Raw genomic sequence first — 26,716 nt, forward strand, 5'->3', positions numbered from 1 at the left:
AGGGCCATAATGAGTTAAGTCAGCATCCGTTTACATCTCCGTACGGGGTCCCCATGTCGCAAATCATCGAGGAGCCGCTCCCGCCGCCGGGTGGTCGAGCCGGCACCATGCTCGTGCTCTACCTGTCGCTGGGCGGCCTGGCCTTCGCCGTGCTGCAGTCACTGGTCGCGCCCGCGCTCTCCACCATCGGCCGTGATCTGGGCGCCGACACCAGCGACGTCAGCTGGGTCATCACCGCGTACCTCCTGTCGGCCTCCGTGCTGACGCCCGTGCTGGGCCGCCTCGGCGACATGGCCGGCAAGCGCAAGGTCCTCATCGGCGTCCTGGCCGCCCTCGCCGCCGGCACGCTGCTGGCCGCGCTCGCGCCCAACCTGGCCGTCCTGATCGTCGCCCGCGCCCTGCAGGGCGCCGCCGGCGCGATCCTGCCGCTCTCCATCGGCATCGTCCGCGACGAGCTCCCGCGCGAGAAGGTCAGCGTCATCGTCGGCCTGCTCTCAGCCATCTTCGGTGTCGGCGCCGGTGTCGGCATCGTCGGCGCCGGCCCGATCGTCGAGCACCTGTCGTGGCACTGGCTGTTCTGGCTGCCGCTAGTGCTCGTGGTCATCGCGCTGCTGGGCGCCGTCTTCGGCATGAAGGAGTCCCCGGTCCGTACGCCCGGCAAGCTGGACGTGGTCGGCACGGTGATCCTGTCGGTCTCCCTGGTGTCACTGCTGCTGGCGATCAGCAAGGGCCAGTCGTGGGGCTGGGGCGACGGCAAGACCGTCGGTCTGCTCATCCTCGGCGTCGTCACGCTGATCGCGTTCGTGCTGGTCGAGCTCCGGGTCAAGGAGCCGCTGGTCGACATGCGCCTGATGCGCCTGCGCGGCGTCTGGGCCACCGACCTGGTCGCCCTGATCCTCGGTTTCGCCATGTTCGGGACGTTCCTGCTCGTGCCCACCCTGCTGCAACTGCCCGCGGCCACCGGCTACGGCTTCGGCAAGTCGGTCGCGCAGTCCGGCCTGTTCCTGCTGCCGACGGTCGTCATGATGGTCTTCTTCGGCCCGCTGGCCGGCCTGCTCAACCGCAAGTTCGGCCCGAAGCTCCCGATGTTCCTGGGCGCCTGCTCGGTCGTCGCCGCGTTCGCCCTGCCGGCCTTCGCCCACGGCCAGCTCTGGCAGGTCGTCGCGTCCGGCGTGCTGACCGGCGCCGGCATCGGCCTGGCCTTCTCGGCCATGTCGAACGCCATCATCGAGAGCGTCCCGGCCGCCCAGACCGGCGAGGCGTCCAGCGTCAACACGATCGCCCGCACCATCGGCAGCAGCATCGGCACGGCGGTCGTCGCCGCCGTCATCTCCTCCCACACCACCGCCCAGGGCCTGCCCACGGACAAGGCCTTCACCATGGGCTTCGCCGTCTGCGCGGGAGTGGCCGTCCTCGCCGTCGCCGCCGCGCTCGCCCTCCCCGCGGCCCACCGCCGCCACGAGCAGGCCGTCGAGGCCGGCGTCCAGGACCTCCCGCCCGAGCCCGAGGAACTCCACCTCACCCACCGCCACTGACGCTTCCTGCGAAGGCCGCGGCGTCTCGTCGCGTCGCGGCTTTCGGCGGTACGCGTCCCCTCTCACCCAGAAGCAAGCACACTCCACCCGCCCCTCCACCGCGACCTGCGTGCACGGCCCGGCCGCAGCGCGCCTTTCGCGCCGCTGCCCACTCACCCTCCGGACCGCCCCCACCCCTCCATCCGTCGAACGGGTTCAATGCAAGCCCCCCGCCGCGGTAGAGTCTCGCCACCACAGATCCACCGAGGAGGCGACGTGCCCCAGCACCGCACCTACCTCGTCGTAGCTCTGGTAGCCGCCACCCTGGCCCTCACCGCGGCCGTGGCCATCACCCGCGCCGTCCGCACCCACCGGAAGCGCGCCACCCCACCGGGCCCGTTCCCACCCCGAGGCCCCTACCCCGGCCCCTTCCTCCCGGCCGACCAGTACCCGCCGGGCCCGTTCTCCGCGACACCCGCCCCAAATCCCGAGCCGCCCAACGCCCCAGCCCGTGACACGCAAGCCGCAGGGCATGACATGCAGGCCGCAGCCCGCGACACGCGAGCCTTAGCCCGCGACACGCAAGCCGCAAAGCATGACATGCAGGCCGCAGCCCGCGATACGCGAGCCTTAGCCCGCGACACGCAAGCCGCAGGGCACGACATGCAGGCCGCTGGGCATGACACCCGAATCGCCGTGCCTCACGTCCCGATCGCGGGGCCTGACCTGCGCTCGGGCGCGCGCGAGTAGGCGGCGTGGACGCGCGCCATCGCCGCCCCGCCCCGGATCCCGCCGACGATCATGCCGCTGGTGACGCCTGGATCGAGCAATGGCGCACCGACCTGCGCCGAGACATGGCAGCGCTGCTGAGCGTTTTCCGCCGCGTCACGGGTTTCCGCCCGGCGAGCACGAAGTGAGCGGCCCCGCCACCGCCGCGGAACTGGCCGCCCTGATCGAGTTCCACGGCGACGCCCTGCCGGCCGACCTGCTGTCCTTCCACCGCATCGTGGCCGAGGTGCGGCTGCCGGACATCGGCCCCGGCTACTGGATCCACCGACCGCCGCTGCCGGGTGAGGACCAGGGCCATCCCCGTCGACTGACCGACGGCCGCGCCATAGCCGTGTTCGGCAGCGACGGCAGCGGAGCCCTTTTCGCTTTGGCGGACGGACAAGGCGTGCCTTCAGCAAGTCCAGAGCGCGCGGCCTTGGTGGGTGGCGAGGATGCGCCTTCGGCGGGCATGGGGGACGGGGTTCCGGCGGGCATGGGGGACGGGGTTCCGGCGGGCATGGGGGACGGGGTTCCGGCGGGCATGGGGGACGGGGTTCCGGCGGGCAGGGGGGACGCGGCTTCGTCGGGCCGAGGAGGTGCGGTGGTTCTGCGGCTCTCGGGCGGCGCCCAACTTGGCGATGCGTACGACGTGGAGGGCGTGACGCAGGTGGCCGGAAACCTGCTGGAGTTTCTGGCTTTCTTGCGTCGTGAGGTCGCTGACGGCGTGGGCTGAGGGCCGTTTGAGGCGGTTGCGGGGATGCTCCGGCGGATCGGCGGCCACCCGCTCGCGGCGTGGACGGAAGACCGCTGCAAGGGCAGGGTCGTGCCGGCCAGTGGCGGCCCGCCGAGGACAGGGGCGGCGGTACGGGACGAGGCCCTTGGAACCAGCCGTCGCCGGGACGTGGGGAGAAGCTCGCCGCCGAGACAGGTGGCGACCACGTCGCCACTGACGTGGGAACTGCCAGCCAGCGCGCCTTCCGCGCCACCGGCTGGCCGGCCGACGCTGCCGCCGGCCGGCCGATGGGTTGCCTGGCTCACTGGGATGATTTAGCCGACGGCCAGAGCGGTGTCGTCGCCGGCGAATTCGTGGCGGAGCCGGCTGCGCTCGGATTCGGTGGGCCGCGATGGGTGAGTCCGCCGCAGGGGGATTGGGCGGGCGTCAGGCCGTGACTTCGGTCGGGGCCGGCGCCGGCTGTGGGGAGCTGCGGAACATCAGGGCCGGCCCGAGCGCCAAGGCCGATGCGCCGGCCGCCCACCAGAAGGTGTGGCCGAAGGCGGGGGCGTTGCGTTGCCACGACGAGGCCAGGACGGCGACGCCGAGCGAGCCGCCCACCTGCTGGAAGACGCGGACCGCGGTGGTGGCGTGCGGCACCGACGCGCGGGGCAGGCCGCCGTAGACGCGGGACTGGGCGGTCACCAGGACGGCGCCGAAGCCCAGGCCGCTGAGGGCGACGAGCGCGCCGAGGGTCCATGGGCTGGTGGCGGCGGTGAGCTGGGTGAAGGCGACGGCGACGGCCGTCAGCAGTAGGGCGCCGGTGACGGCGACGGGGCGTACGCCGAAGTGGGTGATGAGACGCCCGGCGTAGGTGAGCGACAGGGCCGAGCCGATCCCGCTCGGCGCCAGCAGGAGGCCCGCGTGCAGCGGGGTGAAGCCGTGGACCTGCTGGTAGTAGAGGGGGATCAGCAGGATCGTGCCGAGCAGCGCGACCATCGCGAGCAGCATCAGCAGGGACGCCGCGGTGAAGTCGCGGCTGCGGAACAACCGCAGGTCGACCGCGGGGGCGGGTGCTCGCAGCGCGTGCGCGATGAATAGGGCGAGCAGCAGGCCGCCGAGGAGTGTGGAGAACGGCCGGCCCCAGACCAGGCCGACCAGGGCGGGGCAGAGCAGCGCGAGGCCGAGCATGTCCGGGCGGGGTGGCTGCGCGGCGGATGAGGCGGGCAGGGCGCGGGCGGCCGCCCACGCCGCCACGGCGCAGATCGGCAGGTTGACCAGGAAGATGGCCCGCCAGCCGGGGCCGTCGACCAGCGCGCCGCCGAGCACGGGGCCCAGCACCGGGCCGAGCAGCAGGGGCACGCCGATGACGGCCATGACCCGGCCCAGTGGCCGGCCGCCGGCGCGGCGGGCGACGATGGTCTGGAACAGCGGCATCATCAGGCCGCCGCCGAGGCCCTGCACGACGCGGGCCGCGATGAGGCTCGGCGCCGACCAGGCGAGGCCGCACAGCAGCGAGCCGAGGGTGAACAGGGCCAGCGAGCTCAGCCACGCCGCCCGGTCGCCGAAGCGGTCGACGGCCCAGCCCGCGACCGGGATCATCGCCGCCATGGCCAGCAGGTACGACGTGCTGACCCACTGGATGGTCGCCAGGTCGGCGTGGAAGGCGCCGATCAGGGTTTCCAGCGCGATGTTGACCATCGTCGAGTCCATCTGGACCAGGAACACGCCCAGCAGAAGCGCGAGCAGACCTCGGTACATCCATGCCCCCCGAAGACGAAACGATACGGTGTACGCGAGACGATACACCGTATCGCGGGCCGTACACCGTTACGATCGGGCGGTGACTGGACCGATCTGGACCCGGCAGGCCGCCTCCAAGCCGGAACGCCTCACCCTGGAGACGGTGGTGAGCCGCGCGGTCGAGCTCGCCGACCGGGAGGGGCTCGACGCCGTCTCGGTGCGGCGGCTCGCGGCCGAGCTGTCGGCGCGGCCGATGAGCCTCTACTCGTTCTTCGGGCGCAAGGACGACCTGGTCGACCTGATGGTCGATCACGTGCTGGGCGAGATGCTGGTCGATCGGATTCCGGGCGACGACTGGCGGTCGGCGCTCAAGGCCGTCCTGTACCGCCAGATCGAGGTCGGCCGGCGCCACCGGTGGGTGATGAGCGTGTTCGGCACCCGGGCGCCGATCGGGCCGAACGCGGCCCGCCACGCCGAGCAGTCGTTCGAGGCGATCGCCGGGCTCGGTCTGCCGCCGGAGCGCGCGACGCGGCTGCTGCGCGCCGTCGACACGTACCTCTGGGGTTATGTCACCCGGGCCGGGCAGGAGGCGGCGGCGCGCCGGCGGGACCAGCTGTCCGAACAGGAGTGGCGGGAATCGACCGACGCCTACCTGGCCGATCTGACCGGGAAGGGCGACCTGCCGCACGTGGCCGCGGCGGGCCGGTCGGCGCTGTTACCCGGCGACGACGGCTTCGATGAGGGGCTGGATTGGCTGCTGGACGGGTTCGAGCGCAGCCGTTAGAGCTCGACCGGCGGTGCGTTGAACGGTGTGATCACCTGGATGGCCGACGGGGTGGTCCAGGGTGTGCCGGGCAGCTCCTTGCGGGCGCGCAGGATGGCCCGGCACGCCGCGCGCAGGTCCCGGCGCAGGTCGTGGTGCAGCACCGCGGAGATGCGGCGCTGGCGCAGCAGCGGGGTGTTGTCGGCGTCGAGGTCGTGGGCGATAAAGGCGGCGTACGAGCGTCCCTCGTCGCGAAAGGCGTTGATGACCGCGGTCGTGCCGCCCGCTCCCGCGTACATCGAATAGACCGCGACCAGGCCGGGATGCGCGGCCAGGGCGGCCCTCGTGGCCGAGTGCACGGCCGAGGGGCTGTCCTCCTCGTCGATCACCTCGACCACCCGGCGGTCGCCGCAGCGCAGCTCGGCCCGGAAACCGGCGTCGCGTTCGTCCTCGCCGCGGTACGAGCCGTGACCGCGCACCACCAGCACCTCGCCCGGCGCCGGGCCCAGCCACTGCGCGATGAGATAGGCCGCGGTCGCGCCGGCGGCGCGGTTGTCCACCCCGACGTACGCGACGCGGCGGCTGGCCGGCAGGTCGGTGACGAGCGTGACCACCGGGACGCCCTGCCGGTCCAGGCGGTTGGCGGCCGTGATGACGCCGGGCACGTTGGGCGCCTTGAGGATCACCCCGTGCGAGCCGCGCAGCCGGTCCAGCACCCGCAGCAGCTCCGGCACGCCCGGGCTGGTCAGCAGGTGGAAACGGGCCCGCACGACGGCCGGCCGCAGGTCGGGCAGCGCCGCCTCCAGGGCCGCCCGCACGGCCGCGGAGAAGCGGGCCGGCGCCTGCACGACCAGGTCGATCAGGAAGGTACGGCCGCCCACCGCGAGCTGCGAGCGCTGCCGGTCCAGGTCGTCGATGGCCCGGCGCACCTCGAGGACGGTGCTCTCGCGCACCCCGCCCCGCTCGTGCAGGACCCGGTCGACGGTGGCCGCGCTCAGGCCGCACTGCGCCGCGATCTCCCGGATCCGGTAGCGGTGCCGCATGCCGTCCAGCCTGAGGCGCTTTTGAGGCGTTCACAACCCCGGGGCGACCCCGAAAAAACCTAGCGTGAGGTCATGACTACATGGACGGACGTCAGCCTGGAGGACTTCCGGGCGGTCGTCGAGCAGACCACCGACCCCGCCGACTACCCGCTCGCCGACGCCGTCGAGCGCAACGTGCTGATCTACGGAACGAAATTGCTGGACCAGGATCGCCGGGCCGCCCGCGCCGAATTGGCGAAAGCGTTGATGGACGGGCCCGGCATCGTGGTGTTCAAGGGCGCCTTCGAGCCCGCCGTGGTCGACCGGGCCACCGCCGTCTTCGCCGCGATGATCGCCGAGCAGAAGGCGGCCGGGGTGGCCGGCGGGGACCACTTCGCGAAGCCGGGCGCCAACGACCGGGTGTGGGGCGCCCTGGACAAGTTCGCCGTCCGCGACCCGGGGGCGTTCGCCGCCTACTACGACAACGACCTGCTGGCCCTGGTCTGTGACGCCTGGCTGGGCTCCGGCTATCAGGTCACCTCGCAGGTCAACGTGGTCAACCCGGGCGGCCGGGCCCAGGTGGCGCACCGCGATTACCACCTCGGGTTCATGTCGCGCGAGCAGGCGGAACGCTTTCCCCTCCACGTACATCTGCTGTCGCCGGTGTTGACCCTGCAGGGCGCGGTCGCCCACGTCGACATGCCGGTCGAGACCGGCCCGACCCTCTACCTGCCCCACTCGCAGAAGTACCCGGCCGGTTATCTGGCCTTCCACCGCCCCGACTTCACCGAGTACTTCGACGCCAACTACGTGCAGCTGCCGCTGAGCAAGGGCGACGCCGCCTTCTTCAACCCGGCGCTGTTCCACGGGGCCGGGACCAACCACACCGCGGACGTACGCCGGATGGCGAACCTGCTGCAGATCTCGTCGGCCTTCGGCCGGGCCATGGAGACCGTCGACCGGGTCGCGATGTGCCTCGCCCTCTATCCGGCGCTGCGGAGGCTGGCCGACCCGGGCAACGTGGTGGCCGCCTCGGCCGAGGGCTATGCGTTCCCCACCAACCTCGACCGCGACCAGCCCGTCGGCGGCCTGGCGCCACAGACCCAGGCCGAACTCGTGCGGCAGGCGCTGGCCGAAGGCTGGCCCGAGGACCGGTTCGCGGCCGGGTTGCGGGCGCATCACGAGCGGCGGCGGGCGAAGGAAGATCCGGCCCTGTCGGCGGGATCCCGGCGGCGGGTGTGATGATTCTCGGGTGACGGTTCTCGACCCGGTGGTGCGATGCCTCGTGGAGGCGTCGGCCGGCCCGCCGTTCCTGCACGAGATCGGGCCGCAGGACGGGCGCCAGGCGCTGCTGGAGTCGCAGGGCCCGCCGCAGCCCGATCCGGCCGTGTCGGCCGAGTACCGGGTGGCCCAGACGGGCCCGTCCGGTCTCGTCGGCTACTGGGTCTTCGAGCCGGAACACAAGAGCACCGGTGTGGTCGTCTACGCGCACGGCGGCAAATGGATGCTCGGCGACGCGCGGACCCACTGGCAGCTGATCAGCGACCTCACGCGGCTCAGCGGGAAGACCTTCGTCGTCCCCGAGTACACCCGGACGCCCGAGGCCCGCTACCCGGTGGCCGTCGAGGAGATCTACGCGCTGCTGGTGTGGGTCGGCGAGACGATGGGCGGCGACCTCATGGTCGCCGGGGACTGCGCCGGGGCGACGATGGCGGCCGCCCTGACCTTCATGGCCAAGCGGCGCGGCGGTCCGCGCATCCGGGCCCAGCTGTTGTTCTACCCGCTGCTCGACATCGGCTGCGAGCAGCCGTCGCACCGCGAGTTCGGCTCCGGCTACCTGCTTACCCACGAGGCCGTACGCTGGTACTGGGAGCAGTACGGCGACGACCGGGCGCACCATGTCGAGCCGACCCTGTCGCCGTCGCGAGCGACGGACGAGGACCTGGCCGGCCTGCCGCCGGCGCTGATCATCGGCGCCGAGGCGGATCCCGTGCGGGACGAGGGCGAGGCGTACGCCGCGCGGCTGCGCGACGCGGGCGTGGACGCCACCGCGGTCCGGGTGCTGGGCATGGTGCACGACTTCGCGTCGCTGACCCCGCTGCGGGACCGGCCGGCGACGCGGGCCGCCGTCGAGCAGGGAGCGGCCTTCCTGCGCGACGCCTAGCGGGGGATGCGGACGGCGAGCATCGCCACGTCGTCGGCGCGGTCGGTGGTCATCTCCTTGGCCACCCGGGCCAGCAGGTCGCGCGGCGGCCCCGCGTTGCGGATCCGCAGCTTGCCGTAGAGCCGTTCGAACCCCTCGTCGATGACCCGCTCCCGGCTCTCGACCAGCCCGTCGGTGTGCAGCAGGACGATCGACCCGCGCTCCAGCGGCGCCGTGTACGTGTGCCGCGGCGCGCCCCGCCGCGCTCCCAGCAGCAGGTCGTTGCCGGTCAGCGGCCGCACCTGGCCGGCCGGGGAGATCAGCACCGGCGGCGGGTGGCCCGCGTTGGACCAGCGCAGCCGGAACCCGCCGCCGGGGGCCCGGTCGAGGAAGGCCACCACGGCGGTGGCCATGGCCGGCTCGCCGAGCGCGAAGTTGGCCGCGTCCAGCCGGCGAAGCAGCGCCGACGGGGGTTCCCGGCGGTCGACCAGGTAGGCCCGCAGCATGTTGCGCAGCTCGCCCATCCGGGCCGTGGCCGCCGTGTCGTGCCCCACCACGTCGCCGATGACCAGGGCCAGCCGCCCGTTGGCGCCCGGGATCACGTCGTACCAGTCGCCGCCGACCTGGCGGTGCGAATCGGCCGCCCGGTAGTAGGCGGCCAGCTCGAAGTCGTCGACGTGCGGCAGCCGCGACTCGATCGCCCGCTGCAGCGTGTCGGTGATCGCGGTGCGCGAGTCGTGCCGGCCGGCCCGCTCCAGCGCCTGGGCCACGTAGAGGGCCAGGGTGGCGATGACCGCCCGGTCGGCCACGTAGAAGGTCTGCGGCTCGTTCCAGGCCAGCAGCAGCGCGCCCAGGGCGTCCGGCAGGGGCGCGCAGACCGCGGCCTGCCAGCCGTCGCGCTCGAGGTCCTCGGCCAGCGTGGGGTGCTCGAGCGTCACGTCCATGAAGCTCTCGTAGTAGCGGGCGCGGCGATCGCGCATCGCGGTCGCCGCCAACCGGTCGGACACGGCGCCCCGGCGCGGGCCGCCGGGCAGCAGGACCTCAGCGTGCGTGGCCCCCAGCGCCGCCTTGAGCAGCTCGGGCACGATGAGCAGGACGTCGTCGGTGGTGGCGGTGACCGACAGCGACTCGCTCGCCCGCAGCAGCATCCGGCTGCGGCGCAGCGCGGCGTCGTCCGGCGCGATCGGTGGCGCTACGGCCAGAATGTTCTCAGTCATGGCAACTCCCCCCGGAGAAGAATCCTCGTGACAGCCGGTCATGAGGATGAATAGAAGAGTGCCGAGGTGGCGCTCCCAAGGCATCCGCCAAATGACTGTCCGGCTCGCCGGGTGCAAGTCCGTCGCGTACGGCATGAGTCGAACGACCGATGCGGGGTAGCCCCCCGCGGCCGATGATGTCGGTAGATCTCGGAGGTGTGTCCATGGGGGAACGATCCCGCCGCTGGGCCTGGCTGGCCGTCCTGGCCGTCGGCCTGGGCCTGTATTTCCTGGTTCTGCGCACTTTGGTGCACACCCAGAACCCCAACTTCGTGCCCGCGCTGATCCTGCTCGGCGCCAGCGTCGTGCCCGCGTCGTTCCTGACGTTCGCCCAGGCCCGCACCGGCCGATGGGAGGTGCCGACCGCTGTGTTGCTGGTCACGGCCTTCTTCGGCGGCGTCATCGGCGTCGTGGTGGCGGGCACTCTGGAGTACGACGCGCTGCGCGACCTCGGCGCGCTGCCGATGGTCGTGGTGGCCGTGGTCGAGGAGTCGGCCAAGCTGATCGTGCCGGTCGTCCTGCTGTTCACGGTGCTGGTCCGGCACACCCGCCGGCTGCCCTCGGACGGCCTGGTCATCGGCATCGCCAGCGGCATGGGCTTCGCCGCCCTGGAGACCATGGGGTACGCCTTCACGGCGCTGCTGCAGTCCAACGGCAACGTCGGCGCGGTCGAGGAGACGCTGTTCGTCCGCGGCCTGACCTCGCCGGCCGGGCACACCGCGTGGACCGGCCTGACCTGCGGCGCCCTCTGGATGCTGCTGAGCGCGCCCGGCCTGCGGCACCTGCTGCAGTTCGTGGCCACCTTCATCGGCGCGGTCGCCCTGCACACCGCGTGGGACACCTTCGGCGGCACCTGGGCCTACGTGATCCTGGGCGTGCTCAGCCTGGGCTGGCTCACCCTGATGCTGCGGCACTACCGGGCGTTCCACCCGGCCGACAGCCTCATTCCCGCGGGAATGCGTCCCGCAGTTGGTGGCGGCCGCTGATGCCCAGCTTGGGGTAGACGCTGTGCAGGTGGGCGCCGACCGTGCGGACCGAGATGAACAGCTGCTCGGCGATCTCGCGGTTGCGCAGCCCGCGCGCGGCCAGCTCGGCCACCTGCCGTTCCTGCGGGGTGAGCACGGCCAGCCGGGCGCTCCCGGCCGGCCCGTCGTGCCGGCCGCTGGCCCGCAGCTCGCGGGCGGCCAGCCCGGCCGCGTGGGCCGCGCCGAGCGAGGTGAACGCCGTCTCGGCCGCGGCCAGCACGGCCCGGGCGTCGCGCGGGCGCCGGGCCCGGCGCAGCCACTCGCCGTAGTGCAGCCGGGCCAGGGCCCGCTCGTACGGCCACTCGTGCCCGGCCGGGTCGACAGTGGACAGCCGGAAGTGGTGCTCGGCCCGGTCGCCGTCGCTGAGCAGCGCCTCGGCCAGGTGCAGCAGCAGCCGCATCCGGGTGCTCGGGCCGGCGCCGGCGTCCGCGCGCACGTGGTCGACCACGGCCCGGGCGTCGTCGCGGCGGCCGCCGCGGGCCGCGGCCGCCGCCAGCTCGGCCACGTGACGCCCGGCCAGCAGCCCGTGCCGGGGCCGCCCCTCGCGGTCGAACATGGTCCGCAGGTAGCGGTAGGCGCTCTCGTAGTCGCCGTCGACGGTGGCGGCCAGCCCGGCCGCGCGCAGCACCCGGATGTGCACCGACCGATGCTGTTGCAGGTCGACCCGGGCCACGGCCCGCCGGACGAGCTCCTGGGCCGGGGCCGCCTCGCCGGCCAGCGCGAGCAGCTGCGCCCGCAGCGCGTCCATCTGGGCCGCGAAGACCGGCAGCCCGCCCGGCCCGACGGCGTCCGCGAAACGCCGGGCGGCCACCCACTGCCCGGTGTCGATCAGGGCACTGACCAGATGCGGGATCATCTCCAGGCCGGACATCGAGGCCCGCGGGTTGTGCTCGTCGGCCATGGTCGCCCGGAGCAGGCCGACGGCCAGCCGCGAGCGGTCCTCGTAGCCGGCCATCGTGCCGATCACGTTGAGCCGGTGCCGCTCGGGCGCGCTCAGCCGGCTCCCGGCCGGCGGGACGGCCGTGGCGTCGCACAGCTCGCGGCCGGGGTGCGAGGCCGGATCCAGGACCAGCCGTACGAAGGCGGCGGTGGCCTTGTCGGCCGCCGGCCCGGCCGCCGCGAGCAGCTCGGCCAGGCCGCGCCGGTGCTCCTCGTCGCCCGAGGTGGAGGCGACGACCGAGGCCAGGCCGGCGATGGCGGAGGCGATCCGCGGGTCGGCGGGCGTCCCGGCCCGCCGGACGGCCGAGATCATGGCGTACGCCTCGTGCTGCCGCCCGGCGCGGGTCAGGGCGGTCGCGGCCGCGTGCCCGGCCATGTTGACCAGGGCCGGGTCGGTGGTGAGCCGCCGCACCAGGGAGTAGAGCTCGCCCGGCCACTGCGTCTCGCCGAGGTTGCGGGCGTCCATCGCGGCCTGGGCGTAGCGCCGGGCCGCGGCCGGCGGCTCGGGTGAGCGCTCGGCCGCCTGCTCCATCGCCCGGGCCGCCTCGAACAGGTCCTCCCGCTCGCGGAAGACCGCGGCCGCGGCCTCGAGGCCGGCGGCGATCCGCTCGTCGGGACCGCCGGCCAGCTCGGCCAGGTGCAGCGCCCGCCGCTCGGCGCCGGGCGGCAGCGCCGTGGCCAGGTTCCGGTGGGCCTGCCGGCGCTGGTGGGCCGGGGCGTTCGCGTAGGCGGCGTCGGCCGCCAGCGGGTGCACGAAGTCGGCCGAGTCGTCGGCGCACACCACGAGGCCGGCCCGCTCGGCGAGAGTCCACCACCGGTCACCGGGCAGGCCCGCGGCCCGGCTGACGTCGGCCCGGACCGCCGGTGGAGTTGCCGCGGCCAGATGCAGCAGCAGGCGCCGGGCGGGCTCGGGCAGCGCCGCGAGGTCGGCCGCGAACGCCGACCGGAGCCGGCCGCCCGTGTCCAGCTCGAGCACCGCGGCCGGGTTGCCGGCGGCACGGTGCAGCACCACGGCCCGTTGCCGGCCCACCGGCGGATCCGGTTGCGACTCCAGCAGGCGTACGGCGTCGTCGCGGTCCAGCGGGCGAAGCTCGACGGTGGGCAACCCGCGCAGCCGACCCGGAATCCGGTCGGGGAGCCCGGCCAGCAGCAGCGCCGGCACGGTCCCGGCCAACTCGGCCAGCACGGCCGCCGCGGCCTCGGTGACCCGGTGCACGTCGTCGACCGCGAGCAGCAGGGGCGAGCCGATCCGCTTGAGCACCCGGCACAGCGCGGCCGGGTCGGACCGGCCGAGGTCGACCGGGCCCGGCACGTCGTGGCGCAGGGCCAGCAGCAGCCGGCGGATCAGGGCCGGCGCGTCCAGCGGCGGGCCCGGCGGCGCGTCCACGGTGACGACCCGGTGCCGGCCCTCGGCCCGGGCGCGCTGGGCGGCCACGGCCAGCAACCGCGACTTGCCGAGGCCGCGGCCACCCGTAAGCACCAGCGCGTGCTGTCCGGCGCCGAGACAGCCGGTGATCCGGGCCAGCTCGCCGGCCCGGCCGATCAGTCCGGCTCCGGGGTCGATGAGGGTGCTGTCCGGCATGGTTCAGCCCTCCCGGCCCGTCGCGCCGGAGCCGAGCAGCTCGCGCAGCTGGTGCCGGTTGCCGACGCCGAGCTGGGGATAGATGTCGTAGAGGTGCGAGCCGACCGTGCGCGGCGACAGGACCAGCCGTTCGGCGATCTCCCGGTTGGTCATGCCGTCGGCGGCCAGCCGGGCGATCATCTGCTTCTGCGCGGTCAGCCCGCCGAAGGCGTCGGCCGTCCCGTTGCCCGGCAGGTACCTGCGGGCCTGGTCGGCGTGGGCCCGCGCGCCGAGCCGGGTGAACGTGTCGAGCGCGGCCAGGATCTGCGGCCGGGACTCCGGCCCCCGGCGCTGCCGGCGCAGCCAGAGCCCGTAGTTGAGCTGCGCCTCGGCCCGCTCCAGGGGCCAGTGCAGGGCCCGGTCCTGGTCGGCCAGCGCGTCGCGGAAGTGCCGGTCGGCCTCGTCGGTGTCGCTGAGCAGGGCCTCGGCGTGTGCGAAGAGCATGGCCATCCGCGGCGTGGGGGCCGACCCGGCCCGCAGGCGGGCGCCGCCCAGGATCTGCCGGGCCTGGGCCTTGGCCCGCGCACGGCGGCTGGAGCCGGCGGCGGCCACCGCCAGCTGCGGCAGCGACCGGGGCCCGAGGACGTAGTGCACCGGCTCGCCGGTGGCGTCGAACATCGCCCGGAAGTGCGCCCACGCGGTGTCGTAGTCGCCGGCCGACAGTGCCGCCATCCCGGCCGCGCGCCGGCGCAGGCTCTCGCTGAACGGGTCGCCCGCCGGTCGTGCGGGCAGCAGCACCGGGTGGGTGCCGTCGTAGCGTACGGCCTGAAGAAAGCCGCGCAGCGCCGGCAGCGACCGCTGCAGCAGGGTCAGGTTGCCCACCTCGGCCAGGGTCGCCGACTCCTCGATGGCCTCGTCGGCGTCCGCCCACCGGCCACAGTCGATCATGGCGAGGATCATCAGCGGGATCCGCCCGGCCAGCGCGCCCGGCGCCCCGTAGGCCCGCTGGGCCTGCCACAGCGAGGACAGCTCGGCCGCGGCCCGGACGGAGTCGTCGGTCAGCCAGGCGATCGTGCTGGTGGCCAGCAGCCGGGTGATCTCGGCCAGCCCGCTCAGCGGCGCCCGGCCCGAGTCGGGCGGGACCGGCCCCGCCGGGTCGGCCACCGCCAGCACCGCCGCCCGCGTCGCCGGGTTGGCCGCGCCCGGGACGATGGCCTCGCCGAGCTCGCCACCTGTTCCGTCGGCCACCAGGTCCAGCAGCGCGGGCAGTCCGGCGCGGTGCCCGGCCGAGCCGGAGAGGACCGCCGCGTTCGCGGCCACGGCCACGTTGGTCAGGGCGACCTGCCCGTCGGCCGGCCGTCGCTCCACCGCCTCCCGGGCCAGGTCGTAGGCCTCGGCGAAGCGGGCCTGGTGCACGAGCGCGAGGCCGGCCCCGGCCGCGGCCACGCCGAGCACGTCGGGATCGGTGGTCAGCCCGGCCACCCGGCGGTGCAGGGCGATCGCGCACGCCGGCTCGCCCGCCCGGTAGGCGGCCAGCGCGGCCTTGGCCAGGCGGCGGGCGGCGGCGGCCGGCTCGGGGCTGCGCTCGGCGGCCAGCCGCAGCGCCCGGCCCTCGGCCAGGAAGTCGGCCCGGCGCCCGACCGCGGCGGCGCTCTCCTCGAGCGCGGCCGCGATGATCTCGTCGGCCCGGTGGGCGGCGAGCGCGGCGTGCAGGGCCCGGGCGTACGGCTCGTCGGTGCAGGCGGCCAGCGCGGCGTGCGCGTCGCGGGCCGGCCCCGCGGCCGCCGCCAGCCGGATCAGCGGGTGCTCGAAGCGGACCCGCCCGCCGGTCACCGTGACCAGCCCCGCCTCCTCCGCCGGGGCCCAGTCGCGCAGGTCGGCGTGGCCGTCGCCGGCCCGGGTGAGGGTGCCGACCGGCTCGGCCGCGTCGGCCACGGCGGCCACCCGCAGCAGCCGGCGGGTCGCGGCGGGCAGGCCGTCGAGCCGGTCGCGGAACTCGCGCGGCGGCACGTCCGAGGTGAGCGCGAGCGGGTTGTTGCCGGCCCGGCGCAGGATCAGCCGGCGCGGCACCTCGGGCGCGCTCGGCGGGCGGGTGTTCAGCAGCCGGGCCGCCGCCCGGTCGGTCAGCGGCCCGACCCGGTAACGGGCGATCTCGCCGCCCAGCCCGGCCGGCGGCTCCGATCCGCGGGCGGCCAGCAGCAGGCCCACCCGCTCGGTGCAGGCGTGCCGGACGACCAGCGTCAGCAGCTCCAGCAGGGCCGGATCGGCCCGGTCGGCGTGGTCCAGGATCACCAGTGCCGGCGAGCTCGCGGTCAGCCGGTCGATCCCGGTCAGAACGGCCGTCAGCAGGGCCGGCTCATCGGTGCTCTCGCCGCGCAGCCAGGACCGGAGCGCCGGGTCGAGCCGGGGCGCGGCCAGGGCCCGCAGCAGGGGACCGTCGAGCGGCAGCACCCGGAAGCCGCGCTCACGGGCGAGACCGGCCGCGGCCCGCAGCAGAGCGGTCTTGCCGATCCCGGCCTCGCCGAGCAGCACCATGGACATCGGCCGGGTGGCGGCCGCCTCGACGAAGGCCGTGAGGTCGGCCCGTTCCCGGGCGCGCCCGTACAACGTCGTCGAGCTCACCGCCCACAACCCCCTTGATTACCTGAAATAGGTACGAAAGACCGCCGGGACGACCGCCCTGGCACCGTATTCGATCATCGGAGGTGAGCCGTGCACCACGAAGAAAGGACGAAGAACGACCTGCGTGCAAGGCTGTGACCGGAAATGACCTGGGGGGATGCACACCATGACGGACGACGACGTCCCGTTCGGCGCTCTGCTGCGCCGCCTGCGGATCGCCGCCGACCTCACCCTGGAACAGCTGGCCGAGGCCTCCGGCGTCAGCGACCGGGGGATCAGCGACATGGAACGGGGGGTCAGCCGCAGCCCACGGGCGCGCACCCTGGAGGCCATCGCCGACGGGCTCGGGCTCGACCGGGCCGGGCGGGAGCGGCTGCTCGGCGCGGCCCGGGCCGGCCGGGTGGCCGCGGCGCCGGTGGCCGGGCTGCCCCTGCCGCGGCGGGTCAGCGACTTCACCGGCCGCGAGGCCGAGCTGGCCCGCATCCGCCGGTGGACGGCCGGGGCGAGCGCCACCGGCCCGGCCCCGGTCGTGGTCGTCAGCGGCCCGCCCGGTGTCGGCAAGACCTCGCTCGCGGCCCAGGCGGCCCAGGCCTGGCCCGCCGACCAGCACCTCTTCGTCGACCTGCGCGGCCTCGACGACAAACCGCTGACCCCGGCCGCCGTGCTCGGCAAGCTGATCCGCGCGGTCAGCCCCGAGCAGCATGTGGTGCCCCGCGAGCTGGACGACGCGGCCGCGCTGTGGCAGACCCTGGTCCGCGACCGGCCGCTGTTCGTCGTGCTCGACAACGCGATCAGCGAGGGCCAGGTGCGCCCGGTCCTGCCGCCGTACGGCCCGGCGGTGGTCCTGGTCACCAGCCGCCGCGCCCTCAGCGGCCTGGAGGGCGTGCGCCGCCTGCGGCTCGACGCGCTCAGCGGGACCGACGCCGTCGCGCTGCTCGGGGCGATCCTGGACGATCCGGCGGCCTCGCCGGAGAGCCTGCGCCGCATCGCCGAGCTCTGCGTCAACGTGCCCCTGGCCCTGCGCATCGCCGGCAACCGGCTGCTCAGCCGGCCCGGCTGGACCGTGGACGACCTGATCGCCCGGCTGGCCGCCCAGGAGCGCCGCCTGGACGCCCTGGCCGCCGGCGACCTGCAGGTCAAGGCCGCCTTCAACCTGTCCTACCAGCAGCTGTCCGGGGTGGCCCGGCGGTTGTTCCGCCGCCTCGCCCTGGTGCCCGGCCCGTCGGCCGGCGTCGAGCTGGCCAGTGTGCTGGCCGAGGAGCCGGTCCCGGCCACCGAGGACGCGCTGGACGAGCTCGTCGAGTTGAGCCTGCTCCAGCAGCGGCCCGACGGCCGCCTGGAGTTCCATGACCTGTTGCGCCTCTACGCCCAGGGTGAGCTCGAGCGCGAGGAGGGCACGGCCGACCGCGCCGCCGCCCAGCGCCGCCGCGACGACTGGTTGCTGACCACCGCGATCCGGGCCGGGCTGTTCTTCGAGCCCGGGTCCGGCCCGCCACCGGCCGGTGAGGGCCCGCACCTGACGACCGGGGTCCAGGCCGGCGACTGGCTGCGCGGCGAGTCCGAGAACTGGCTGCCCGCCCTGCACGCGGCGGCCGCGGCCGGCGACGACCGGCGCGTGGTCGAGGTGGCCGAGTCGCTGCACTGGTTCTCCGACGGCTGGGCCAACTGGCCGCACTGGCTCGACGTCTTCGGGCTCTCGGTCGCCGCCGCCCGGCGTCTCGGCGACGACCGGCTCACCTCGGTCCACCTCGGCTACCTGGCCTGGGTCCACATCGTCTGCCTGGGCCAGCCCGAGATCGCCCTGGAACGGGCCCGGGAGGCGCTCGATCACGCGGTCCGCTCCGGCGACCGCCGGCAGATCGCCTGGGCCAACTACTACATCGGCTGGGCGCTGAGCCGCCGGCAGCGCTGGGACGAGGTCCTCGAGCACGGGCGGGCCGCGGTCACCGACTTCCGGGCCGTCAACGACCGCGAGGGGCTGCCCAACGGGCTCACGCTGTGCGCGCTGGCCGTGCAGGGCCGGGGGCCGGCGGACGACGCGATCCCGCTCTACGAGGAGGTCATCGCGGCGGTGACCGACCCGGCGACCGCGCCGCCGGAGCACATCGCGCTGTTCATCGAGACGGTGTCCCGCTCGTTCCTGGCCGGCATCGAGATCGCGGCCGGGCGGTGGCCGGAGGCGCTGCGCCGGGTCGACGAGTCGATCGCGGCGGCCGAGCGCCTCGAGCACTCCTCGGAACGGCTGATGACCGCGCGGTCGCAGCGGGCCCAGGTCTTCGCCCGGCTCGGGCGGATGGAGGCGGCCCGGGAGGAGCTTGAGGCCGTACGGATGCTGCTGGAGCGCAACGGGAACACCGACCCGCGCCCGGGCGCCCTGCGCGACCGGATGACCGAGGTCGAGGGGTTGCTGGCCGCCTACGACGCGGCGAACTCGAGCAAGTAGCGGTTGACCGGCCCGGGGGAGGACCGGCCCAGATCGTGGCGGCCGCCCGGGATCACCTCGTAGCGCAGGTCGGCCACCAGGTCGGGCAGGCGGTGGGCGGTCGCGTCGATGGGCAGCAGCTCGTCGTCGTCGCCGTGCAGCAACAGCACCGGGACGTCGATCCGGGCCAGGTCGGCGCGGAAATCCGTACGGCCGCTGTCGCCGAAGGTCCCGGCCCGGGCCTCGATGTCCGCGAGGTCGGCCGGGCCGACCCCGTCCGGGTTGTCGTCCGTGCGCATCAGGAAAGGCGTGGGCGCGGCCATCAGCACCACCTTGCGCACCCGGCCGGAACCGTGGGCGGCCAGACAGCGCACCACGTCGCCGGCCGCCGCCGAGGAACCGGCCAGCACGCAACCGGTCAGGGCCAGATCGTCCAGCAGGAGGCCGAGATCGGCGGCCAGCGCGTCCACCCCGTACCCCGCCGGAAGCTGGGACCGGCGGTCGAAGCCGATGACCCGGTGACCCGCGGCGCGCAGCGCCCGCGACTGCTCCTCCCAGCCCGAGCCGACCAGGACGACCGGACCACCGAGGCCCTCGTCGCTGTAGTAGAGCCGGTTCCGCACGTGGGGCACCGGTCCATTGGACGGGTTGCCCGCCGGGGGCGCCAGGAAGTTTGCACGAAGTTCGGCCCTGGTCGCATGTCATCCGCCGGCCGACGGACCGGTTCGCACAGACAGTCATCTGACCGATGGCGGTGCCGCCGCCGCGCAGAAGCCTGATAACCGGAACACGCAACGATCTGCCGAGCGAAGGAACCTCCATGCCCTACATCACCACCACCGACGGCACCGAGATCTTCTACAAGGACTGGGGCACCGGGCAGCCGATCATCTTCAGCCACGGCTGGCCGCTCAACGGCGACGCGTGGGACGTCGAGATGAAAATGGCCGCCGACCACGGTTTCCGGGCCATCGCGCACGACCGGCGCGGCCACGGCCGGTCCTCGCAGACCTGGCTCGGCAACGACATGGACACCTACGCGGCCGACCTGGCCGAGCTGGTCGACGCGCTCGACCTCAAGGACATCATCCTGGTCGGGCACTCCACCGGCGGCGGCGAGGCCGTACGCTTCGCGGCCCAGCACGGCGCGGGCCGGGTCGCCAAGATCGCCACGGCCGGCGCGGTGCCGCCCGTCATGGTGAAGTCCGAGACCAACCCCGAGGGCACGCCGATCGAGGTCTTCGACGGTCTGCGGGCGAGCGTGCAGGCCGACCGCTCGCAGTTCTTCCAGGACCTGTCCGAGTCGTTCTTCGGCATCAACCAGGGCACCGGCGTCTCGCAGGGCCAGCGCGACCAGTTCTGGCGCCTGGGCATGCAGATGAGCCTCAAGGGCGCCTACGACTGCATCAAGGCGTTCTCCGAGACCGACTTCACCGAGGACCTGAAGGCCCTCGACGTCCCGGTCTTCATCGCCCACGGCAGCGCCGACCAGATCGTCCCGATCGAGGCCGCCGCCCTCAAGTCGGCCAAGATCGTCAAGAACGCCACCCTGAAGGTCTACGAGGGCGCGCCGCACGGCATCGCCGGCGCGTACCAGCAGGAGCTCGACAAGGACCTGCTGGAGTTCTGGCAGAGCTGACCGGTGCAACGGGGGTGAGCGGCCCGCCCACCGGGCGGGCCGCATGGCATGCTCGGACGCGATCATGCAGACCATCGCCCAGGCTGTAGGCCTCTTCGCCGTCACCAACATCGACGACATCCTCATCCTCGCCCTGTTCTTCGGGCGGGGCGGCACGGTCCGGGCCGTCGGGCTCGGTCAGTACCTCGGCTTCATCGGCATCCTGGCCGTGGCCGTGGCGGCCGCGTTCGGCGCGAGCTTCCTGCCCGAGGCGGCGCTGCCTTATCTGGGTCTGCTGCCGTTGGCCCTCGGGGTGAAGGCCGCCATCTCGGCGTGGCGGCACCGCCACGACACGGACGAGGACGAAGCAGTCGGCCGCCCTCGGATGCTCGAAGTCGCCGCCGTGACTTTCGCCAACGGCGGCGACAACATCGGCGTCTACGTCCCGGTCTTCGCCACAACAGGCGCGAGCACGGCCGTCTACGTGATCGTCTTCCTCGTGCTGGTCGCGGTCTGGGTCGCGGCGGGCCGGTTCTTCGCCACCCGGCCGCTGATCGCCAAGGCGCTCAGCCGCTGGGGGCACGTCCTGCTGCCGGTCGTGCTGATCGGGCTCGGGTTGCTCATCCTCTCCGAAGCGCTGTAGGCGAGGCTCAGCGGCGGAACGGGCCGGTCACGCAGTAGGTGATGCCGCCCGAGGAGGCGCCCGTCGTGCCGCGCTGGGACGAGAAGTAGAGGCGGTCGCCGGCCGGGGTGAAGGCCGGGCCGGTGATCTCGGAGCTGCCCTGCCCGGTGATGCGCAGGAACGGGGAGATCCTGTCGTCCGGGGTGATCAGGCAGATCTCCATGCTGCCGCCGTCCTCGGCCACGTACAGGTCGCCGGAGGTCGAGCCGGTGACGTTGTCCACGCCGGTCAGCGGGGCCGAGCCGGGGCTGACCAGATTGTCGTCGTACGCCAGCTCGTAGGTGTTGGCGGTCAGGTTGACCTGCCAGACCCGGTTGTCGCCCTTGGTGGTGAACCAGACGGTGTCGTCGGCGTAGTGGCAGCCCTCGCCGCCGTTGAAGGTCTTGGCCCCGGACACCTGCGAGCGGGTCACCGTCGGCGAGCCGTCCGGGTCGGGCACGGTCGCCCACGAGAAGGAGCCCGACGTGCCGCTGCCGGCCACGAAGACCTGCAGCACACCGGCCGACAGGTCGCCCCACACGGTCGGCACGAAACGGTAGAACTTGCCGTTCGTCTCGTCCTCGGTCAGGTAGATGACCTTCCGGACGGGGTCGGCCGCGGCCGCCTCGTGCTTGAAGCGCCCCATGGCCGGTCGCACAACAGCGGTTCCACCCAGGGGGTACGTCTCGTAGACGCGCCCCAGGGACACTTCCTCGCACGACAACCACGTGTTCCAGGGCGTCTTGCCGCCCGCGCAGTTCTGGTCGGTGCCCGCCAGGATCCGCGAGGCCCCGGTGACGTTTCCGGCCGAGTCGAAGACGATGCGCGACGCGCCGCCGCCGGCCGACGAGCCGACCTCGGAGTTGGAGACGTAGACCCAGCCGCTGCCGTTCGGGATGACCGCGCCGCCGTCGGGGGCGTCGTGCCAGACGTACGACGTTCCGGGCACCGTCTGCCGGGACCGGGCCACCACGGAGCTGGTGAAGCCCGCCGGGAGTTGGATTCCGCGGGCGTCCGCGGCCTGCAGCGGCCCGTAGGGCCCGGTCGCGTTCTGCGCCGGCGCCCCGTACGCCGCCGACCACGCCGTGAAGGGCAGCGCCACCGCACCCGCGCCGACCACCGTCGCTCGCAACATCGCTCGTCGATCCATGGCCCACATTCAGCCGTACGCGGCTGACCGAGACCCAAGAATTAGATGAACGTCAATCGCTAACTGAGTGGACGCGACACCCGCGGACCGGTAGACCCGTCCCATGATCGGTCGACTGCCCCTGGACGAACAGCTCACCGCCGTGAAGTCGGCGTTGAGTCGCAACGAGGTGCTGATGGAGGTGCTGGAGCGCACCGCCCGGCTCGGCCTGCCCGGCTGGTACGTGACGGCCGGCTGCCTCGTCCAGACCGTGTGGAACGTGGTCACGGGCCAGCCGCCGACCGCCGGCATCAAGGACTACGACGTGTTCTACTTCGACGCCGCCGACCTGTCCTGGGAAGCCGAGGACCGCGTCATCCAGCTTTTCGCGGGGGCGCCCGCCGACATCGAGGTCCGCAATCAGGCCCGGGTCCACCTCTGGTACGAGCAGAAGTTCGGCACCCCCTGCCCACCGCACACCTCCAGCGAGGCCGCCATCGACTCCTTCGCCGCCACCACCTGCTGCCTCGGCGTCCGCCTGGAGCCCGGCGGCCGCTGGCGCGTCTACGCCCCGCACGGCCTGGCCGACGTCTTCAACCTGGTCGTGCGCCCCAACCCGGTCCTGGCCCCGCGCGAGGTCTACGAGACCAAGGCCGCCCGCTGGCGCGCTCAGTGGCCCACCCTGACCGTCTTGGACTGGCCTTAGACGGCGTCTCGTCAGGGACGCTTGTATTGCAAGGTCATTCGTTAGATGGCTGTGCCCGGGATGCGCTGCCGGCCTCGTTCCGGATTTCCACGCCGTCGGCGCACCGCCGCTACCGCTAGGTCATCGAACGCTGCCTGCAGTGGATCGGCCGGTTCCGGCGCCTGGCCCGCCGCTACGAAGTCAAGAGTTCCCACTTCACGTCTTAGACGCGACCGACCAGGACGAAGCGCTGGGTGAGGACGGGGGTGTCGTCGCTGAGGTCGGGGGTGTGGCCGAGGAAGCCGGTGACGAAGTCGCTGCGGAAGAAGTCCTCGTGGGCGGCGCGCCAGGCGGCGGCGTCAGGGTAGCCGCGGCCTTCCGCGTGGGCGTAGGCGTCGGTGATGGCGCCGAGGGGTTCGAGGGCCACCCGGGTCATCTCGATGACGGCGGCGGGGTGGCCGTCCGAGTCGAGCACGCGGAAGCGGTCGCCGGCCGTGGGCAGGGGCTCGCCGGCCTTCTCGTGGAGGGCGGCCAGGCCGGTCATGGCCGTCTTGGTGCCGTCGAGGACGGCGGCGAGGCCGGCGTCGCGCAGCGGGCCGGGGGCGGCCAGCTCGAGGGTGGGGAGGTCGTCGGCGCTCGTAAGAGTGGGAGCGAACAGCTTCCAGTGGCCCTCGGAGATGACGTCGACGGCGCCGTCGACGACGCGGATGGCGGTGTCGTCGTCGATGGCGTAGGCCGGGTTGGGGAGGGCGGCGGCCCAGCGCTCGGCGGCGGCCATCGTGTTCTCCGACAGGTCGGGATGGTCGACGTGCGGGAAGATCGAGAAGTCGACGACGCCCAGGGCCCGGTCGGCGCCGTCGGCCGGTTTCCAGCCGATGAAGTCGTCGCCGATGCGCGGGGTCATGGCCATGCTGCCGCCGCTGAAGCTGAGCCAGAGCTTGTCGCCCAGGCCGGGCAGCAGGTCGGCCAGGCCGGACTCGCGCATCCAGTGGGCCATGTAGAGGGCGTCGCCGCCGCTGGCCAGCAGCACGTCGGCCGCCTCGACCCAGGACACCCAGCGGTCACGGTCGATGCTGGGCAGGGCGGTCAGCTCGAGCACACCCACCGATTTCCAGCCCAGCTCGGTCATCGGCTGCTCCGACTTGCCGGCGATGAACTCCCACGTGCGCCGCGGCTCGACCCACGGATGCCCGTACATGCCGGTGGGTATGCACAGGGCGGTGGCCTCGGCGATCTGTTTGCCCAGCAGGCCCAGCAGCGCCTCGTGGATGCTCGGGTTCTTGACACCGGCCGACGTGAGAAGAAGTTTCATAGATCCTCCAACCGATTGCAAACTGCAAGTGGTCTGCGGAGGCTATCACTCCATCTCGGCCAGGCGCAGCCCCAGCTCGAGCCGGCTCATCGTGGCGGGGGAGAGGCGGCAGACGTACGAGGTCAGGTCCTCCCGGGTCAGCGACAGCCGCCAGGTGCAGAAGATGTGGCCCTGGTGGGGCAGCGCCAGGCGGACGACGCCGGGCCGGGGCAGGCCGTCGAGCGGCACCTCGATGCCGGCCAGGCCGGTGGGCCGCGCCTCCACCGCCTCCTCGGGGGCCAGCAGGACGTAGCCGCGCCGCTGCTCGGGCGTCGCGGCTGCGACGATCTGCACGGCGTCCCGCTCGGAGAGCACGACCACCGGGAACTCGTCGTCGTAAGTCGACCACCACACGTCTCCGCGTTGCACGGGACCTCCGGTTAGATGGGCTGATGGAACTGTCTATGGGGGACGGACGCGTCCTACGCTATTGCTTCTACGGCCCGGAGGGCGGCCGGCCGGCGGTGTTCGAGAACGGGTCGCCGAGCAGCCGGTTCAAGCGGCCCAGCCTGGCCGAGGTGATGGAGCGGAGCCGGCTGCGCGTCCTGGTCTACGACCGGCCGGGGTACGGCGGTTCGACGCGCCGGCCGGGGCGCCGCGTGGCTGATGCGGCCGAGGACGTGCGGGCGCTCGCCGACGCGTACGGCTGGGACAGGTTCGCCCTCTTCGGTGGCTCCGGAGGCGGGCCCCACGCGCTGGCGAGCGCGGCGCTGCTGGGAGAGCGGGTCACGCGGTGCGCGGTGCTGTCCGGCATCAAGCCCCGCGAGTCGTCGGCGGACGAGGCGACCCTGCGGGCCCGGCAGGCGGCGGGCGCGGCCGAGATCATGCGCAGCGTCGAGAACGGTGGGCCCGAGGTGCCGTCGGAGCCGGACAAGGTGGCCCGCGACGACCCGGCGGCGATGGCCCGGGTCCGGGCGACGTTCGTCGACAGCATGGACGGCTGGGTGGACGACAGCCTGGCCTTCGCGAAGCCGTGGGGCTTCGACCCGGCCGGCATCAAGGCGCCGGTGGGCGTCTGGCGAGGCGACGCCGATCCGATCGTCCCGGCCGAGGAGGCGGAGTGGATGCTGGCCCGCATCCCGGGCGCCGAGGAGCACGTGTACGAGGGCGGGCACCTGCCCGGCCCGGACGTCTACCGCGACATCTACGAGTGGATGGCGATCGACTAGGGTCGGGGCATGCGCGTCCCCACCGCCGCGATCACCGCGGCCTCCCTGATCGGCGGGTGGCAGGTCGCCCGCAGCACCGGTGTCCGCCCGCTCGGCGGCGCCGTCCTGGCCGCCGGCGGGGTGCTGGCCGGGCGCGAGTGGGCCCGGCGGACCAGCCCGGCCGTGACCGGGGCGCTCGTGGCCACGTACCTCGGGGCCTTCGGTCTTTCGCACCCGCTGGCCAAGAGGATCGGCGCCTGGCCCTCGGTGCTGGCCGTCTCGGCGGTCACGGCCGCCACGTCGTACGTCCTGTCGGACCGCCGCTGAGAACCTCGGCCAGCGTGGCCGCGGCGGCGCTCGGCAACACCAGATCCGCCGAAGCGAAACGGCCCGAGTCCACGTACGGATTGGGAATCGCCACGCAGCGCAAGCCCGCCGCCTGAGCCGCGGCGACGCCGTGCGGGGTGTCCTCGAAGGCGAGGGCCTGTTCCGGGCCGAGCCCGAGCCGCTCGAGCGCGAGCCGGTAGACGGCCGGGTCGGGCTTGTGCGCGGCGACCTCGTTCCCGCAGGCCAGCACCTCGACGGCGGCCGCCAGCCCGGCCCGCTCGAGCAGCCCGCGCACGTGGTCCTCGTGCGAGCTGCTCGCCACGGCGAGCCGGAGGCCTTCGGCCTCGCGGAACCACTCCCGGATTCCCGGCGCCGGCTCGAGCTTCCGGTTCAGTTCCAGGCGGTACGCGGCGCGGCGCGCATGACTGGCCACCCGGTCGTACCCGGCGCCGACCGCGGCCGCGAGCGCGGCGTACCTCTCCTCGTTGACGTCCCCGCCGTGGTCGGCGAAGAACCCGTGCTCGGCCAGCTCGAGCCCGTGCTGGCGCCACTCGTAGCGCCAGCTCTCCAGCAGCGTCGTCTCGGTGTCCATGATCAGGCCGTCGAAGTCGAAGATCAGCGCGTCGATCGTCACGCCCTGAACCGTACGTGGCCTAGAGCGCGGCCAGAATCTCCGCGAGCTCGACCGGGCGGGTGAACATCGGCCAGTGGCCGGAGTCGATGTCGACGTAGTCGAGGTGCTTCACCGGGGCGAGCTCGGGCACGTCGCCCGCCGCGATCCACTCGCGGGCCTGGTCGGGGGTGAACTCGGGGCAGACGAGGACGACCGGCACGTCGAAGCGGCGCTCGTCGGCCAGCCGGACGACGCCGCGGGCGACCGCCTCGGGCACCGGGACCGCCGCCGCCTCGAACGAGCGGCGGGCCTCGGCGTCGAGATCCTGGGCGTCCGGCCCCTCGAACGGCTCCCAGCCCGGGAACGCCATCACCCCGCCCTTGATCTCGAAGAAGTCGGCGTACAGCTGGCCGTCGCCGTTGGGGAAGCCGCCGATCAGCGCCACCTTGGCCACCTTGTCCGGCCGGCGGTCGGCGGCGATCCAGGCCAGCGAGACGGCGGCCGAGTGGCCCACCACCACAGCGCCGTCGGGCGAGGCGTCGACGGCGGCGAGGACGGCGTCGATCTGGTCGTCGAGGGTGAGGGCCGGGGGTACGGCGACGGCGTCGCGGCCGCGTTTGGCCAACTCGGCCACCACGCCGTCCCACGCCGAACCGTCCAGCCACACGCCACCCAGAAGAACGATTGTCATGCC

Annotated in this window: 24 protein-coding genes; 13 read left to right on the top strand and 11 right to left on the bottom strand. The window is 73.7% G+C overall.

Going from position 1 to position 26,716, the window contains the following annotated elements:
• Positions 1-53 precede the first annotated feature (53 nt).
• The 3 genes from AB0J66_RS01285 to AB0J66_RS01295 all read left to right on the top strand — a co-directional run bounded on the left by AB0J66_RS01285 (position 54) and on the right by AB0J66_RS01295 (position 3,015).
• A complete protein-coding gene (locus tag AB0J66_RS01285) occupies positions 54-1,535 on the top strand; it encodes an MFS transporter (RefSeq protein WP_364654655.1) in 1,482 nt (493 codons plus the stop codon).
• A 734-nt stretch (positions 1,536-2,269) separates the two neighbouring features.
• Complete coding sequence (locus AB0J66_RS01290; protein WP_364654657.1) at positions 2,270-2,431, top strand: hypothetical protein; 162 nt, start codon at positions 2,270-2,272, stop codon at positions 2,429-2,431.
• Complete coding sequence (locus AB0J66_RS01295; RefSeq protein WP_364654658.1) at positions 2,428-3,015, top strand: hypothetical protein; 588 nt, start codon at positions 2,428-2,430, stop codon at positions 3,013-3,015. The genes AB0J66_RS01290 and AB0J66_RS01295 overlap by 4 nt, the downstream gene beginning before the upstream one ends.
• A gap of 426 nt (positions 3,016-3,441) precedes the next feature.
• Here AB0J66_RS01295 and AB0J66_RS01300 read toward each other — a convergent pair whose 3' ends face one another.
• Entirely contained in the window at positions 3,442-4,755 is a 1,314-nt protein-coding gene (locus tag AB0J66_RS01300) for an MDR family MFS transporter (protein ID WP_364654659.1), read from the bottom strand.
• An 82-nt stretch (positions 4,756-4,837) separates the two neighbouring features.
• Here AB0J66_RS01300 and AB0J66_RS01305 point away from each other — a divergent pair, with 82 nt between their 5' ends.
• On the top strand, positions 4,838-5,521 hold the full coding sequence (locus tag AB0J66_RS01305; protein WP_364654660.1) for a TetR/AcrR family transcriptional regulator C-terminal domain-containing protein: 684 nt from the start codon (positions 4,838-4,840) through the stop codon (positions 5,519-5,521).
• Here the strand turns inward: AB0J66_RS01305 and AB0J66_RS01310 are convergent.
• The gene (locus tag AB0J66_RS01310) at positions 5,518-6,543 is read right to left on the bottom strand and encodes a LacI family DNA-binding transcriptional regulator (protein ID WP_364654662.1); all 1,026 of its coding nucleotides are present in this window, start codon (positions 6,541-6,543) and stop codon (positions 5,518-5,520) included. The two genes, AB0J66_RS01305 and AB0J66_RS01310, sit on opposite strands and share 4 nt — an antisense overlap.
• A 72-nt stretch (positions 6,544-6,615) precedes the next feature.
• Between AB0J66_RS01310 and AB0J66_RS01315 the strand changes: the two genes are divergently transcribed.
• Both AB0J66_RS01315 and AB0J66_RS01320 read left to right on the top strand, forming a co-directional pair.
• The gene (locus AB0J66_RS01315) at positions 6,616-7,764 is read left to right on the top strand and encodes a phytanoyl-CoA dioxygenase family protein (RefSeq protein WP_364654664.1); all 1,149 of its coding nucleotides are present in this window, start codon (positions 6,616-6,618) and stop codon (positions 7,762-7,764) included.
• A gap of 10 nt (positions 7,765-7,774) precedes the next feature.
• Complete coding sequence (locus tag AB0J66_RS01320) at positions 7,775-8,686, top strand: alpha/beta hydrolase (RefSeq protein WP_364654665.1); 912 nt, start codon at positions 7,775-7,777, stop codon at positions 8,684-8,686.
• On the opposite strand, the gene AB0J66_RS01325 is transcribed toward AB0J66_RS01320, so the two are convergent.
• Positions 8,683-9,882 carry a PP2C family protein-serine/threonine phosphatase gene (locus AB0J66_RS01325; RefSeq protein WP_364654667.1) on the bottom strand — a complete coding sequence of 400 codons (1,200 nt, stop codon included), beginning with the start codon at positions 9,880-9,882 and terminating at the stop codon, positions 8,683-8,685. The genes AB0J66_RS01320 and AB0J66_RS01325 overlap by 4 nt on opposite strands.
• A gap of 203 nt (positions 9,883-10,085) precedes the next feature.
• On the opposite strand from AB0J66_RS01325, the gene AB0J66_RS01330 reads away from it, so the two are divergent.
• A complete protein-coding gene (locus AB0J66_RS01330) occupies positions 10,086-10,907 on the top strand; it encodes a PrsW family intramembrane metalloprotease (protein ID WP_364654669.1) in 822 nt (273 codons plus the stop codon).
• On the opposite strand, the gene AB0J66_RS01335 is transcribed toward AB0J66_RS01330, so the two are convergent.
• Together AB0J66_RS01335 and AB0J66_RS01340 are read right to left on the bottom strand one after the other, a co-directional pair.
• Positions 10,864-13,467, bottom strand: coding sequence for a helix-turn-helix transcriptional regulator (locus tag AB0J66_RS01335; RefSeq protein ID WP_364654670.1), 2,604 nt, complete (start codon positions 13,465-13,467; stop codon positions 10,864-10,866). The genes AB0J66_RS01330 and AB0J66_RS01335 overlap by 44 nt on opposite strands.
• 3 nt (positions 13,468-13,470) lie before the next feature.
• Positions 13,471-16,068, bottom strand: coding sequence for an AAA family ATPase (locus tag AB0J66_RS01340; RefSeq protein WP_364654672.1), 2,598 nt, complete (start codon positions 16,066-16,068; stop codon positions 13,471-13,473).
• A gap of 166 nt (positions 16,069-16,234) precedes the next feature.
• Between AB0J66_RS01340 and AB0J66_RS01345 the strand changes: the two genes are divergently transcribed.
• Positions 16,235-18,511, top strand: a complete 2,277-nt coding sequence (locus AB0J66_RS01345; RefSeq protein WP_364654673.1) for a helix-turn-helix domain-containing protein — start codon at positions 16,235-16,237, stop codon at positions 18,509-18,511.
• Here the strand turns inward: AB0J66_RS01345 and AB0J66_RS01350 are convergent.
• A complete protein-coding gene (locus AB0J66_RS01350; protein ID WP_364654675.1) occupies positions 18,484-19,122 on the bottom strand; it encodes an alpha/beta hydrolase in 639 nt (212 codons plus the stop codon). The genes AB0J66_RS01345 and AB0J66_RS01350 overlap by 28 nt on opposite strands.
• A 188-nt stretch (positions 19,123-19,310) precedes the next feature.
• Here AB0J66_RS01350 and AB0J66_RS01355 point away from each other — a divergent pair, with 188 nt between their 5' ends.
• Positions 19,311-20,129, top strand: a complete 819-nt coding sequence (locus AB0J66_RS01355) for an alpha/beta hydrolase (RefSeq protein ID WP_364654677.1) — start codon at positions 19,311-19,313, stop codon at positions 20,127-20,129.
• Positions 20,130-20,193: 64 nt separating this feature from the next.
• Positions 20,194-20,751 (top strand): cadmium resistance transporter, encoded by a 558-nt coding sequence (locus tag AB0J66_RS01360; RefSeq protein ID WP_364654678.1) that lies wholly within the window; start codon positions 20,194-20,196, stop codon positions 20,749-20,751.
• A 7-nt stretch (positions 20,752-20,758) separates the two neighbouring features.
• Here the strand turns inward: AB0J66_RS01360 and AB0J66_RS01365 are convergent, their stop codons facing one another.
• On the bottom strand, positions 20,759-21,919 hold the full coding sequence (locus AB0J66_RS01365) for an alkaline phosphatase PhoX (protein WP_364654680.1): 1,161 nt from the start codon (positions 21,917-21,919) through the stop codon (positions 20,759-20,761).
• Positions 21,920-22,022: 103 nt separating this feature from the next.
• On the opposite strand from AB0J66_RS01365, the gene AB0J66_RS01370 reads away from it, so the two are divergent.
• Positions 22,023-22,604 (top strand): nucleotidyltransferase family protein, encoded by a 582-nt coding sequence (locus AB0J66_RS01370; RefSeq protein ID WP_364654682.1) that lies wholly within the window; start codon positions 22,023-22,025, stop codon positions 22,602-22,604.
• 202 nt (positions 22,605-22,806) lie between these two features.
• Here the strand turns inward: AB0J66_RS01370 and AB0J66_RS01375 are convergent, their stop codons facing one another.
• Together AB0J66_RS01375 and AB0J66_RS01380 are read right to left on the bottom strand one after the other, a co-directional pair.
• Positions 22,807-23,895, bottom strand: coding sequence for a Type 1 glutamine amidotransferase-like domain-containing protein (locus AB0J66_RS01375; protein WP_364654684.1), 1,089 nt, complete (start codon positions 23,893-23,895; stop codon positions 22,807-22,809).
• A gap of 45 nt (positions 23,896-23,940) precedes the next feature.
• Positions 23,941-24,303, bottom strand: a complete 363-nt coding sequence (locus AB0J66_RS01380; RefSeq protein WP_364654686.1) for a hypothetical protein — start codon at positions 24,301-24,303, stop codon at positions 23,941-23,943.
• Positions 24,304-24,338: 35 nt separating this feature from the next.
• Here AB0J66_RS01380 and AB0J66_RS01385 point away from each other — a divergent pair, with 35 nt between their 5' ends.
• Both AB0J66_RS01385 and AB0J66_RS01390 read left to right on the top strand, forming a co-directional pair.
• The gene (locus AB0J66_RS01385; protein ID WP_364654688.1) at positions 24,339-25,103 is read left to right on the top strand and encodes an alpha/beta hydrolase; all 765 of its coding nucleotides are present in this window, start codon (positions 24,339-24,341) and stop codon (positions 25,101-25,103) included.
• Between the two features lie 9 nt (positions 25,104-25,112).
• Positions 25,113-25,409, top strand: coding sequence for a hypothetical protein (locus AB0J66_RS01390; RefSeq protein ID WP_364654689.1), 297 nt, complete (start codon positions 25,113-25,115; stop codon positions 25,407-25,409).
• Here AB0J66_RS01390 and AB0J66_RS01395 read toward each other — a convergent pair.
• Entirely contained in the window at positions 25,369-26,043 is a 675-nt protein-coding gene (locus tag AB0J66_RS01395; RefSeq protein ID WP_364654691.1) for an HAD-IA family hydrolase, read from the bottom strand. The genes AB0J66_RS01390 and AB0J66_RS01395 overlap by 41 nt on opposite strands.
• A 19-nt stretch (positions 26,044-26,062) precedes the next feature.
• The gene (locus AB0J66_RS01400) at positions 26,063-26,713 is read right to left on the bottom strand and encodes an alpha/beta hydrolase (RefSeq protein ID WP_364654693.1); all 651 of its coding nucleotides are present in this window, start codon (positions 26,711-26,713) and stop codon (positions 26,063-26,065) included.
• Between the last annotated feature and the right edge of the window lie 3 nt (positions 26,714-26,716).

It is taken from the genome of Actinoplanes sp. NPDC049598 (assembly GCF_040675435.1).
Classification (GTDB): Bacteria; Actinomycetota; Actinomycetes; order Mycobacteriales; family Micromonosporaceae; genus Actinoplanes.

Bases quoted from the DNA above. Each gene is read 5' to 3' on its own strand.
- AB0J66_RS01285 (WP_364654655.1), top strand. From the start codon at position 54: ATGTCGCAAATCATCGAGGAGCCGCTCCCGCCGCCGGGTGGTCGAGCC.
- AB0J66_RS01300 (WP_364654659.1), bottom strand. From the start codon at position 4,755: ATGTACCGAGGTCTGCTCGCGCTTCTGCTGGGCGTGTTCCTGGTCCAG.
- AB0J66_RS01310 (WP_364654662.1), bottom strand. From the start codon at position 6,543: ATGCGGCACCGCTACCGGATCCGGGAGATCGCGGCGCAGTGCGGCCTG.
- AB0J66_RS01315 (WP_364654664.1), top strand. From the start codon at position 6,616: ATGACTACATGGACGGACGTCAGCCTGGAGGACTTCCGGGCGGTCGTC.
- AB0J66_RS01325 (WP_364654667.1), bottom strand. From the start codon at position 9,882: ATGACTGAGAACATTCTGGCCGTAGCGCCACCGATCGCGCCGGACGAC.
- AB0J66_RS01330 (WP_364654669.1), top strand. From the start codon at position 10,086: ATGGGGGAACGATCCCGCCGCTGGGCCTGGCTGGCCGTCCTGGCCGTC.
- AB0J66_RS01335 (WP_364654670.1), bottom strand. From the start codon at position 13,467: ATGCCGGACAGCACCCTCATCGACCCCGGAGCCGGACTGATCGGCCGG.
- AB0J66_RS01345 (WP_364654673.1), top strand. From the start codon at position 16,235: ATGACGGACGACGACGTCCCGTTCGGCGCTCTGCTGCGCCGCCTGCGG.
- AB0J66_RS01355 (WP_364654677.1), top strand. From the start codon at position 19,311: ATGCCCTACATCACCACCACCGACGGCACCGAGATCTTCTACAAGGAC.
- AB0J66_RS01360 (WP_364654678.1), top strand. From the start codon at position 20,194: ATGCAGACCATCGCCCAGGCTGTAGGCCTCTTCGCCGTCACCAACATC.
- AB0J66_RS01365 (WP_364654680.1), bottom strand. From the start codon at position 21,919: ATGGATCGACGAGCGATGTTGCGAGCGACGGTGGTCGGCGCGGGTGCG.
- AB0J66_RS01370 (WP_364654682.1), top strand. From the start codon at position 22,023: ATGATCGGTCGACTGCCCCTGGACGAACAGCTCACCGCCGTGAAGTCG.
- AB0J66_RS01375 (WP_364654684.1), bottom strand. From the start codon at position 23,895: ATGAAACTTCTTCTCACGTCGGCCGGTGTCAAGAACCCGAGCATCCAC.
- AB0J66_RS01385 (WP_364654688.1), top strand. From the start codon at position 24,339: ATGGGGGACGGACGCGTCCTACGCTATTGCTTCTACGGCCCGGAGGGC.
- AB0J66_RS01390 (WP_364654689.1), top strand. From the start codon at position 25,113: ATGCGCGTCCCCACCGCCGCGATCACCGCGGCCTCCCTGATCGGCGGG.
- AB0J66_RS01400 (WP_364654693.1), bottom strand. From the start codon at position 26,713: ATGACAATCGTTCTTCTGGGTGGCGTGTGGCTGGACGGTTCGGCGTGG.